Genomic DNA, 13,115 nt, shown 5'->3' with positions numbered 1-13,115 from the left:
CCTTGTGATACAAGAATAGTCTGCCATATGGCAGACTATCATCGTTGCTTGGAATTTAATTTATATATTCCCTCACTTATACAGAAAGGGAGGAAGAATGATTTGAAACCTGTTTTTTCAGAAACAGCTCCGAATGAAGACGAAAAAGCCACCGAGTTTTTAAAATTAGACGATAATAATCCAATAAAATGGGAATATACAACAGCTGTAGGGGATCGAGTTTTAATTGCAATAAAATCAAGTAATCTAGGCGACGAATACTTGTCTGCTATTGGAAAAAAAGTGATGTATTTAAGAAATGACCTTGAAGAAGAGAGAGAAGTAAATGTTGAAACTTTTGACACTATTCTACTGGGAGATCTTCTAAAAGTCGTATTTGATGCAGAAAGATATATTGAACGGCTCACTCCATATTTATCATCGAACGGAAGCTTCGTGCTATGGACTTTTATAAAAGATCTAAATTTAGAGCATCTCCTAAAATTGGTCATAAAATCTTTTCAGCTTGGATTGCACGTTAAAGTTCACAGAGGGAATAAGTGGCTTGGGTTGAAATTAGAACATTCAAAAGACACGGCCGTAAGCGATATTTCAGAGGCAATATGCAATGTGATCGATACCCTTAATCTTCATGACAAAAAGAAAGTTCAGCCATACGAAAAACAGATATCTTCGCTTTTGAGTGAAGTAGCTGCTCTAAAGAAAGAGCTTGTTGGTGCATATAAAAAAGAAGAAAAATTACTGCAGCAGCAAAAGAAGATGGACAAGCAAACAAAGTATCTGGAGAAACGCTATCAAGCACTTTCTTCATCAAAACTTGGACGCTTAACCCTTTTATATTGGAAAATTAGAAAAAGAAGAGGTAATCGTTGATGTCGAATATTGACCAACGTCTGATGACCATAAAACAAAAAGTAAATAGATTAACAAAAGAAATCGAGGTGGATAGGGCTGCTCTAAACGAATTTAACAGCAAAAAGAGCTTATCTGTTTTAAATTCTAGAAAAAATAAGCTTTCAAGCTTAAGAAATAGCCAAACGGCTAAAAGCACCCCTGTTTCTAGTCAAAACAATATCATGACGCAAACGGAAAAAGAATCCTATTTGAAGTTTTTGGATGAAAACCACAAAAAAGGGTATTATGATGAAATTCAGGAACAAATTAAACAACTTCCTGAGAGCAATGGTTCAAGGTATTACAAGAAACTTGATCTTCAAATAGGAATCATTGCAGATGAATTCTTATTTAAAAGTTTGGAAGACGCCGCGGACTTTCATTATATAACGTATGAAAACTACAAAAACTTTGGCGACAAAATCGACGTTTTTATACTTGCCACCGCTTGGAGAGGACTTGATGGGACATGGAAAGGCCTTGGGAATCCAAAAATTAAAAAAATACGGGATCGAATCCGGAGTATTATTGGGTTTTACAGAAATAAACATATTCCGATAGTCTTTTATTCAAAAGAAGACCCGGTTAACTATCAGTATTATATAGACTTGGCTCAGCAAGCGGATCATATTTTTACTACATGCCAAGAGGTCCTTGATGATTACCGAAGGGATTGTCCTTCTGCAAAAACATTTGACGTATTGGAGTTTGGGGTCAACCCAATCTATCATAACCCAATTGGAACAAGAATGTTCAGAAGGCAGGATATACTGTTTGCAGGATCGTGGTACCACAAGTATCCAAGTAGACAGCATGACAGTCGGATTCTTTTTGACGGCGTATTAAATGCGGACCGTGAATTGACCATCATAGACCGTAATTTTTCATTGCAGCTCCCGGCCCATTTTTATCCTAAGGAATATGTTCCTTATGTAGTCCCGGAGACAGATCATAAAACGTTGCAAAAGATTCATAAAATGTATGACTTTACCCTGAATTTAAATTCTGTAAAAGACAGCAATACGATGTTTGCAAACCGGGTATATGAGCTGCAGGCAATGGGAACGGTTGTGCTGTCCAACTACAGTATCGGAATAAACAGTAAATATCCAAACGTTTTTCTGGCTCCTTCTAAAGAAGAATTGACAGGTTACTTAAACTCATTATCTGCTAAAGAAATTTATGAACTGCAGATGCACGGCGTCAGAAAAGTGCTGAATGGCGAAACGGCCTTTGACAGAGTGAATAAAATAGCGGGGATTACAGGTCTTGAAAAATATGAATTCAATAAAAAGGTGCTTGTAGTTGCACAAGAAGATACATCTGAAATGAGAGAGCAGTTTAATCGTCAATCTTATAAATACAAGACATTCATATTAGAAAAAGATGTGAATGAACAGATTTATGCAGGGTATGATATGGTTGCATTTTTCAGCAGCGATTACCATTACGGAGAATATTATCTTGAGGATATGGTCAATGGTTTTAAATACACGGATTCGGATTTTATTACAAAAGATGCTTACTATCGTTCGCCGCAAGAATATGTATCCGGTGTTGAACATCACTTTGTAAACGAAATGAAAGACCGTTTTCGTACATTGTTCTGGAGAGATTCGTTTGAGTGGCAAGAATTAAAAGATATACAATCAGGAGAGCTTTTAAACGGATACAGTGTCGATCCTTTAGAGATATTCACAGCTCCAGAACGTGAGTCGAAGAAAAACAGCAAGTCCTATAAGCTTTCGGTTATTATTCCGACCTATAATAATGGAGAGCATCTAAGATATAAATGTTTTCAGAGTCTTTCCAGGAGCAGCATATTTGAGGATATGGAGATTATTATCGTTGATGACGGATCAACGGATGAGTATACACCTTATGTCGCAAAAAGACTTCAAGAAAAGTATCCCAATGTAAAAACGCATTTTTATCCACAGGGGGGAAGCGGAAGTGCTTCTAGGCCAAGAAATAAAGGGCTGGAACTGTCAACCTCTGAATGGGTAACATATCTCGATCCAGATAATGAAGCAATAAATGACGGATATGCTATTCTTCTAAATGAGGCTAAAAGATCTTCGTTTGACATGGTAATTGGAGATATGGTGCGTTTATCAGATCAAGAACAGCTGTTTTCCTACTATAAAACAATGATGGGCTTCAATAATGGGAAGGCATCCCGTAAAGGGCCGCATGAGGAATTTCTTAAAAAAACATATTTTAAGGCAATGAGCATCCAGGCACTTGTCGCTAATAGAGAATGGCTTATAGACTCCGGGATTAAGATGGTTGAAGGTGCAATAGGTGAGGATACACTCGTTTTCCATGAAATGATTCTTTCTTCAAAGGCGTTTAAAGTCATTGATTTACCTATTCATATTTACTATGCAATGGTAGAAAATTCTTCAGTAAACAATATTAATAAGAGATTTTTTGAACGGTATGTTCTTCTTGAAAAAGGAAGGATTGACTGGCTTAAGAAAAAAGGCCTTTTGGAAGACTATCAGAATATTAGATTGGAAAACTATGTTAAAAATTGGTATATGACCAAATTATCCATGGTGAAGGAAGAAGAAAAAGATGAAGCAAAAGAACTTCTACTTCAAATATTGAAGCTCTATGAAGGAATGAATTGGAAAGACGAAGATATTTTAAATTTGCTGAATTCAGAAGCTTAAAGGGAAGCTTTTGAAGGATGGGCTGAAAATGTGCTTTTACATAAGAAAACCAGTTTTGAGACTATTGTCGCGGTTTTCTTCCTATTTTTTAATAAGCAATAGAGATTGCTCGAAATTTTGATATACTCGTATTTGTCGGCTAAACAAATTCTTTTGTCGGCCGATAAAAGAAAGTGAAAGATTAGAATAATCAAAGAAGAAAGGAGGAAATAAGTGAGAAAAGTATCTTTAAAATTAGCTGTAGTTATACTTTTTATCGGAATGATGAGCTCGCTCTTCATCAATAAGTCTTCAGGTTATACTGATAATTCTACATATAAAGTAGAAACGACGGCCGCATTTATTGGACTGGAAGATGCACAAAAGAACCTGCAAAAGCTTAGAACAAGCACCGGCTGGAATGCGACATATCAAAAAACTAGCGATTATAAAAATGTGTATAACTTGTATTCGGGTGGCTTTCCAACTGAATCTCGTGTCAAGTCAAATGTAGCTGAGTTTAAAAAGGCCACAGGATTAAACGCCGACTATGTTCCCACCGGATCAAAAGATTATTACTACTACGTGTCAAGCGGGGGGTTTCCAACCAAGTCGAAAACGGAGTCGGTAGCTCAATCTTTTACAAAGTCGACCGGCATTTCTGCATCGGTTGTACCGAACGGTACAACCAAAGACTATTATTATCAATTGGTTAGCGGCGGTTTTGTGAGCGAGTCAAAAGTCAAGTCTATTATAAGTGATTTCAAAAAACAAACTGGAATCGATGCAACTTATAAGCCGACTGGAGATCTTGAGAAGTATTATACGTTGACAAGCGGCGGGTTCAAGGGCGAATCGAAAGTGAAGAGCATTTTAAGTGATTTCAAAAAACAAACTGGAATCAATGCAACTTATAAGCCTGTCGGCGATCCTGATAAATATTATATACTGACAAGCGGCGGTTTCAGCAGCGAGTCTGTCACAAAAAACAATCTTGAGAAATTTGAGAGTGAGACAGGCATAAAAGGAAATGTAGAGCCTGCCGGTGATCCAGTCGCATACTTCAATATTAAAACCGGCGGGTTTAGCAATGTGTCTGTCGTGAAAAAGTATATTCAGGAAATCAAAGAGGCTACCAATCTAACTGCTGAATATGAACAAGTGCCAAATTCAACATCTTATAGAATTGTATTTAATAATCTCAAATCTACAGATGCTGAAAAGGCTCAGAAGTATTTAACAGAAAAAAAATGGTGGTTTTCAACGCAAAAAAGCGATAAACAGACGTATGAACGATACAAAATCGTTTCCGAGCCTGTGCTGGGAATGGATACCCTCAATAAAGGGGTGGAATTCTTTAAAAAGAACTCCTGGTATGTGTCATATAAAGAAAACGGGGAAGAGGCATATCAAACTTTTAAAATATACTCTGATCCGATTCTTGGAAAATCTCTGCTTGATAAAGCTTTAGCATTTTTTAAATCACATAATTGGTATGTGAGCTATCGAGATACGGGAAAAGAAGGCTATACCAGCTTCAAAATATATTCTAATCCGGTGCTTGGCATGGATCAAGTCAACAAAGGTCTGGATTTCTTCAAAAAGAATTCCTGGTATATAAGCTATAAAAAGACTGGAGAAACCGGATATTCCTCATATCAGGTAGTATCTAATCAAGTATTGGGAAAGACACAAGCTCAAAAAGGACTGGAATTCTTCCAGAAAAATAATTGGTGGGCGAAAATCGTTAACACTGGAGAAACCGGATATTCTAGCTATAGAATTGAAACCGGAATGAATCTATTTTATAATGACTTGCTTAAAGCTCAGTCATTCTTTAAGGAAAAAGGGTGGTGGAGCAGTTATACGAGCGAACGCCAATACCTTTATAAAATCGTATTAGATAATATCCAAGGATATAACAATGCTTCTGCAACAGCTGATAAAATTAAAAAGGATTTTGGATGGACTGTCAACATCGTCAAAACAAAAGACGGCCCTCAAATCATGTATACAAGTTATGGCCTTACCCTTGCAGAAATGCTGAAAAAGCAAATGAGCGTCAACCCGCAGACAGACTCTCCGGGCTATGTATCGCTTTCTTATATCAATACGGCCAACAGTACCGTAACGGCAGACTACCTAAATGTAAGATCTTCTCCGCAAGTGGCTAGCAATAACATTATAGGTATGCTAAATAAAGGTTATAGAGTCAGTATTGTCGGCACTGAAGGGAATTGGGCAAAAATTAACATGGGCTGGAGAAATGCAAGTGAAGTTGAGACCGCATATTATATTAATCCGAATAACTTTTCAATGGATAGCAAATATTACTTCCAGTTTTTGAAACTGTCTCAATATGCAGGTCTATCAGCCAGTGAAATTAACAGCAAAATATTAAAAGGTAAGGGAATTCTTGAAGGAAAAGGAGCAGCTTTTGTTGAGGCATCTAAAAAATACAGCATTAATGAACTGTATTTGATCTCTCATGCTCTTTTGGAAACTGGAAATGGAACTTCTCAATTAGCCAAAGGTGTCAAATATAACGGAAAAACGGTTTACAATGTGTACGGATATGGTGCATATGATTCTTGTCCGTTGGAGTGCGGATCAAGAACAGCCTATGAGCAGGGGTGGGATACTCCCGAAAAGGCAATCATCGGCGGAGCCGAATTGATCGGCAAAAACTATATTCACAGAAGCGGCTTTCAGCAGGATACACTGTTTAAAATGAGGTGGGCCCCAACGGCCAGCCACCAATATGCAACAGATATCGGCTGGGCTTATAAACAAGTGAATCGGATGTACAGTTTATATACGCTGCTGGATAACTATACGTTATATTATGACATTCCTAAGTATAAATAGGAAAAAAGAGATCAGACGCTACAATGCGAATGGTCTCTTTTTTTACAAGTTTTAAAAAAGCATGTGAAACATCATAATGGCTTAAAGATTATATTTCATCATTTTTTATCATTAATGTGTGGTTCTCGTTATCGACTACAAACAGCTGTTTCTTAGTTTTGAAAAAGTATCGCTTATGGTCTTTGTCAAAACTGAATTCATCATCAGAGAGAGAAAGAGAAGCCGGTTCAACAACTTTAAGGTCATGGAACACGATAGCCGCTGCTTTATGCTTTTCCACCACATAGTCGACCTTTTCATACTCCAGTTGAAGGCCGCTACCTCCACCATCAAATTTGGCTTCCTTTATTCCCCGAAGTTTCTGCAAGTTTTGTTCCTCTTCACCTAAAAATGAAAGAAAATACTGGTAGGATGACTTTGCTGTTTCTGAAAAATAAGGTGAAAAAGCATTTGCAGTCAATGAAACGTTTTTTAAATCTTTTGTCAATAATAGGTCATTCTTTTTCATAAAATAGTTTTTGCCGTTTAATTTGATTTGTGCAACTTTGGAATTCTGCGCTACAAGCGTCACTTTTGTTCCAAATGTCAAAGAAGCGGGTTTTTCCTGTTTTAAAGATTGATCCCCGTAAGTTGAAATCTCCGTTGATTTGACATATGCGGGCTGATTTACTTTTGTTAAACTTTCAGATTTTAATTCGGTTTGCTGCTCTTCGGATTTTTTAGCGTCATGCCCTGGAATCGCTCCGAAAGAAGCAATTGTTCTTAGCGGAGTACTCACAAACATCGTGGCTGCCAATGCTACTAGTAAAATTGAAAGGAAAGCAATTTGAATCATATTGGTGACCGCTTTTGGATTTCTTTTTGAATAACGGCTTTTTCTTTCTTCTTTTTGTTCCTTTTTACGTTCTTCAACATGTTCCAGTTGATATTTTTTCTTTTCCGTTTTAGAAAGTTTATTGAACCAGTCAATAAACTCGTTATATTCTTTGACAACTTTTTTTGTCTCGTCAAACATCCGCATTTCCCCATAATGCATCCAGGCAACGCGATCACACATTTTTTCAACTTGGCCGATGGAATGGCTGACGAAAAAAATCGTTTTTCCTTGCTTTTTAAATTCTTTTATTCGATCAACACATTTTTGATAAAAGGTTTTGTCACCGACCGATAATGCTTCATCAATAATTAAAATATCGGGATCAATATGAGCTGATATCGCAAAACCAAGGCGTGATTTCATCCCGCTTGAATAACTTTTGACTGGCTGATTGATGAAATCCCCAATATCAGCAAATTCGACGATTTGATCGTAAAGCTCATCAATCTCCTTGTTGGTCAGCCCCATCATCAAGCATTTAAGCCTGATGTTATCCTTCCCGCTAAGCTGGTTGTTCAATCCCGCAGCAATCGCAATGAGGGAAGGCTGGCCATTCATTTCAATTTCCCCGCTTGTCGGAGGAATGACCTTCGCCAGCAAATTCGACATCGTCGATTTGCCGGAACCGTTGATGCCGACAAAGCCAATCGTTTCCCCTTCATATACATCAAAGGAAACGTTTCGTATGGCATAAAAACCCTTATCATTATTGTTCGGCAAGAACAGTGATTTTATCTTATCAGACTGTTTCTCATATAGATGATACTTTTTTGAAACATTTCGAAACGAAACTTTTAGTTTCATCGTATAATCTCCTTACTATATTAAAGAAAGTCAACAAACTTATCCCTAAATTTCATATGCAATATTGAACCCACTGTCAATAACAGCAATGTGAAGACCCAGAAATATAATGTGTATTTAACATCCTCAAAAAACCAATGGCCGTTTAAAAAGCTGTTTCTAAAGCCATCTATTATATAAAAGAGCGGATTTAATTTAAGAATCGCCAATACATGCGGCCTGTTGGCCAGTGCGTGTGATACATCCCAAAAAATCGGGAGCAGGAAAAACAGCAGCCTTGTCCCGGCTTGAAGCAAAAATTGATAATCTCTCACCAAGACACTGATTGTCGAGTTAAGCAAACTGAATGAAAACATAAACGCAATCATACAGAACAAATAATAAAAATATTGCAGCCAATGCAACGTGGGAAAAAATCCACTTCCTATAAGTATAAAAATATAGATCAACGTCATCCCAAAGTAGCTGAATAAGTTGGAAGCAATAACAACGGCAGGCAGAGAGCTAACCGGAAAATTCATTTTTGATACTAAATTAATTCTTCGGAAAACACTGTTTGATCCGTCAAGAATTGTCGGGCTGATAAAAAACCATGGGATGATGCCGGCAAGCATCCAAATAATAAACGGATAGTGGTCGATATCTGCCCTGGTGCCTTTTATTCCAGTTCCAAAAACAAACCAATAAGCTAAAATCTGTATTAACGGATTTAAAAACTGCCAAACAACCCCTAAATAATTCATTTGATACTTTGACTTTGTTTCATAAACCGCCAGCCGCATAATCAGCGGAAGCGAAGAAAATACTTCTTTAAGAACTTTTACCATAGCATTCATTCTAATCTTCCTTAGAGTTAAAGTTTTGTCTTTTTTTATAGCACCGCTCATTATTGTAACAGATCACGCGCTTTTTTTCACTTTTGACATCGACTCAAAATCGCATTTTCCAGTATATCCAGATTAAACCGATTCGAAAAATTTTTTTGTCAACCATTATCATCTTTCTATACAATTTGCTAATTCTTTTTAGCAATTGCTGTTTCACAATATCTACTATAATAATTAAAATGTTGAGGCGTTCGCCTCAACATTCGTTAACTCAAAACTTTATAGAAGGAATTCATAGCTGTTTTATTATATTCAATGTAATCAAAAGACTGTGAGCTATCTACAGGTTCGGTTCGTACTTTAACTAAGCCTTGTTCAAGTCCGGTAACGCTGTCTTCAACTAAAGTTCCGTATTTTCCGTTTTCTAATACCGTTCTATTCGCAACAATATCAGTCGCCAAAATTTTCATTCCTAGCGTCATCGCTTCTAGTAATACCATCGGCTGTCCTTCATAATGGGAAGACAGAACAAAGCAATCGCACATCTTCAAAAAGCCGAATGGATTGTCTAGCTGGCCAACTAGATATGCATGCTCTTCCAGATCCAAATCGATTATTAATTGTTGAAGATCTTTTCTTAAAGGGCCTTCGCCTAAAATATATAACTTACTGTTTGGATAAGTTTGAACATGTGTATGGAAAGCCTTGATAAGGTTATCCTGAGCCTTTTCTGGAGAGAGTCTCCCCATATTGACAAAATTGAAGTCGCTTTCTGATGGATAAGGAATTAAAGTTTTTCCAACCTTTAAACCAAGAGGTTCAACTTTCTCTAAAGCGTTGCGCTCTATCCACCCTAGCTCTCTATCATGATAAATAACTTTGCAATAAGTACCATGCTGCGTTGTTGCCTCTTCAACGACTTTTACTTCTTTATGATTGAATTTTTTATAATCCTCTATTATACTGCAACCTTTTACATCATATGGCTTGTTAAAAATAAATTCCGTGTCACCTAAATTGATTTGGGCCTCATATTCTACTTGCTTCTCCTCTATAACGACTGTCTCGTCTATAGTTTTAAAAGCATTACAGTCCAACCATCCGATGACTTTTTCATCTATTGAGAAAAGATAGTACGTGCCTTCTTTCGTTTTATGACTCTTTATGACTTTTGCAATTAAACCGTCGAACTCTTCAGCAGTCGATATTTTTTGGCAGCCATTATTGGGATACGCCTTAGACCAAATCATGTAGTCTTCTCCACTTGTTATCGTTGCTAACAAGTTCAACGTTTTTTCCTCTAATGTTCTGTTGTCCAGCCCTTGGATGATATCAGAATGTTTTTTGTAGTTTTTAAGTTTAATCTTATTTTTTTCCTTATTTATAATTGACTGCTGTTCATCCGCACATTCACTATCCAATTCATACTCTTTTACAATTTTCAATGCTGAACTGTCAATCCATCCTATCAAAACATCATTAATGTATATTCTGCTATAGAAAGAGTGCTGTGTTCTAACCTCTTTGTCTACCTCAACAATAATTCCTTTATATTCTTTGCTCGAACTTACTTTTTCAACATCTAAAACTTTGTATGGCTTATTCCAGATGTCGTTTCCTTTAGGGTGCTGAATAATCGCCAGTCTATTCACTTCTTTTTCAGTCAATATACTGTCCGGCAATATTTCAAGAGCACCTTCTTCCAGCCATCCGATGGTACTGCCGTTGATACTCAATTTATATAGTATTCTTCCGTCATTTGTATGGGCTTCTCTTAATATCAAGACTTCCTCATTTTCAAATTCCTTAGCTGGAGTGAGTCTGGTATTTGCCTTATCAATTAAGGTATTTACAACAAAGAAGCCATCGGCATTTACAATCTTTGCTCTTGCTTTAAACCTTTTATTATCCACGATGTCAACATGATTCTTGGATCCATTCTCATGGGGGTTCACCGACTTCGCAGAATCTGATTCAGTATGCTCAATCCCTAGAATTCTTTCGGGATTAATAGAGTTCATAATATAATCAAAATGATCCTCATCAGCATAAATGGATAGATTTTTTTTATTTAGTTCCATTGTTCCTTTTGAAACACTTACCAATTTGTCAAATTTGTTATAGATCGAGAATAGCCCTCTTAAATTGATTCTATGCGGGCGACGCCCGTTAACTAATCTCTCACTATCTGATAGAAGATCATTGTGCATATAGCAAATTTTCTTTTTTGCATCTGCGCAAACTAGGAACTTGGCCCAATATAAACTGTAACCACTAAAGTCAATGACATAATCAAATTTGGATTTTCCAAACAGTCTTTGGTGCTCTCTTACATAAGCATCATTTGGATATAGCTCTTTAAGTCTTCCCTTTGCACCCCTATTATGAATCAGTTTGTCTTTGTATACCTCTGATAATGTATAGACAGGCAAACCAGGTTTAAATATGAATCTGACATTTTTATTCACCTTGTCGATATTATTGAGCACTTCTTTCTGATGGGGTGTTGCCATAAAACAGCTCACATCATATTTTTCAAAATCGATGTTACTCATTAAGTTAATGAAAGAAGTCGTAATACCGTTATTCTTCATTCCGCCGGGGTATATGAGAATCTTTTCTTTTCCTTTATTCAGATCTTTTATCACATTTACTTGCCCGCTATTTTTGAAAATCTTATCAACAACTCTTTTTGTAACATTTCCGTCGTCATAATTTGTGAATTTCGCTTTGTTTTCTTGATATTTTTGTTCAAATTCCGAACTCACTTTATTTATATCTTCGATTGCCTCTGTTAGTTCCCTAACGTTATATAAAACCGGACCCGGAAGGTCTTCATTTTTTATATACTTTCCTCTTTGTTCGTTGTAATCATCTGCATCCCACATGTAAAACAAAATTGGTCGGTTGGTAACGAGAAAATCAAAAAATATGCTGGAATAATCTGTTATCAGTATATCAATAGTACTTAACAGCTGATTTGTATCCACAAAATCTGGAACAAGTTTTCCTTTAAGTTCTTCTGATTTGACAGCCGTACTATATAAGAAAGGATGAACTTTTATAAGAATATTATATTCAGTACCAATTTTGTCTTCCAGATAATTCATGTCTGCTACGATTTGAAATACATCATTTTTTACTTTTGAGACACTTGTCCCTTTCCAGGTTGGGGCGTATAAAATTGTTTTCTTTTCAGTCTCAATCTGTAAATCCAATTCCTTCAGAAACCTTTTGAAGTTTTCAGGAACTGTATTAAGTGTCAAATCAATTCTTGGATAGCCTTCTTCAATAATTTCGCCTGTGTACAACCCTTTTAGTTTATAACTGTTGACAAACATATTTGTAGTATGTTTATTGGGACTTAATAAATAATCTGTACTGATAAAATTCCTTACAACATTTTGCGAATGCGCGGGATTCCCCGGAATATCAAAACCCATGCTTTTGAGCGGTGTTCCATGCCATGTATTGATATACACTTGTTCTTTTTTACATGTGAAAAATGACTGAAAAGTGGAGTTGTTAATCAAATATTTTACTGAGGCTAAGTACTTTAAATATTGCGTTGAATTTCTTTTAACAAATTCAACATTCGGCATATCTTTATACTTCGAAATAACAGGTTCAAGTGCATTAAAATCTTCTACTGACCAAATATGCTTGTAATCCTTAAATTCCGGATTTTTTGTTAAGTATTTAAAAATCGCAAAAGGGCTGTCAGTAATGCTCTTTCCATCACGGCTTTCGTATAATATTGTGTGATCAATAACATTCAGCTTTTCGTAAAATTTAGCATACTGATTATTTCTTCTATGATTTGTTTTCTTCAAATAGTTTTCGAGAGGATCTTTAATAAATTTGACTTTTCTTTTCAAAATTTTTTTATTCATTCGTTCTCGTATCTCCTTGCTCCTTCAATATTACAGAGGTATTCTTTATGTAACCTTCATGTCATTAAATTAAGCATTTACTGTAATTTTCACACCTTAAGCATTTATGTGCCCTCCAACCCTTATATTGATATATATAAACGTCTCAGTATAGAGTGAAATTTGGATATGTTGATGATTGACAAGAAAAAAAGAAGTAACAAACATCACTTCTAATAAAAAACTGCAACTTTAAATTCAATGTAAACCTCATAGATAGTATTTCGCTATTTTGAAACCAGATTTTTTGACTATT

Annotated in this window: 6 protein-coding genes; 3 read left to right on the top strand and 3 right to left on the bottom strand. The window is 36.1% G+C overall.

Annotated elements, in window-relative coordinates:
* Positions 1 to 102: 102 nt before the first annotated feature.
* From MKX80_RS19545 to MKX80_RS19535, 3 genes are all read left to right on the top strand, one after another.
* Positions 103 to 873: a hypothetical protein gene (locus MKX80_RS19545; RefSeq protein WP_182069964.1), complete on the top strand. Its 771-nt coding sequence runs from the start codon at positions 103 to 105 to the stop codon at positions 871 to 873.
* A complete protein-coding gene (locus tag MKX80_RS19540) occupies positions 873 to 3,572 on the top strand; it encodes a glycosyltransferase (protein ID WP_182069965.1) in 2,700 nt (899 codons plus the stop codon). The genes MKX80_RS19545 and MKX80_RS19540 overlap by 1 nt, the downstream gene beginning before the upstream one ends.
* A gap of 213 nt (positions 3,573 to 3,785) precedes the next feature.
* Positions 3,786 to 6,419 carry a glucosaminidase domain-containing protein gene (locus MKX80_RS19535; protein WP_182069966.1) on the top strand — a complete coding sequence of 878 codons (2,634 nt, stop codon included), beginning with the start codon at positions 3,786 to 3,788 and terminating at the stop codon, positions 6,417 to 6,419.
* A gap of 88 nt (positions 6,420 to 6,507) precedes the next feature.
* Here MKX80_RS19535 and tagH read toward each other — a convergent pair whose 3' ends face one another.
* From tagH to MKX80_RS19520, 3 genes are all read right to left on the bottom strand, one after another.
* Positions 6,508 to 8,100 carry a teichoic acids export ABC transporter ATP-binding subunit TagH gene (tagH, locus tag MKX80_RS19530; RefSeq protein ID WP_182069967.1) on the bottom strand — a complete coding sequence of 531 codons (1,593 nt, stop codon included), beginning with the start codon at positions 8,098 to 8,100 and terminating at the stop codon, positions 6,508 to 6,510.
* Between the two features lie 20 nt (positions 8,101 to 8,120).
* Positions 8,121 to 8,936 carry an ABC transporter permease gene (locus tag MKX80_RS19525; RefSeq protein WP_182071108.1) on the bottom strand — a complete coding sequence of 272 codons (816 nt, stop codon included), beginning with the start codon at positions 8,934 to 8,936 and terminating at the stop codon, positions 8,121 to 8,123.
* A gap of 257 nt (positions 8,937 to 9,193) precedes the next feature.
* On the bottom strand, positions 9,194 to 12,820 hold the full coding sequence (locus MKX80_RS19520) for a CDP-glycerol glycerophosphotransferase family protein (RefSeq protein ID WP_182069968.1): 3,627 nt from the start codon (positions 12,818 to 12,820) through the stop codon (positions 9,194 to 9,196).
* Positions 12,821 to 13,115: the final 295 nt, after the last annotated feature.

Origin of the sequence: Bacillus sp. FSL K6-0972, assembly GCF_037976035.1 — a bacterium.
GTDB classification, from domain to species: Bacteria; Bacillota; Bacilli; order Bacillales; family Bacillaceae; genus Bacillus; species Bacillus haynesii.
Note: the sequence above shows the minus strand (reverse complement) of the source record. Positions and strands in the feature narration are given on the sequence as shown.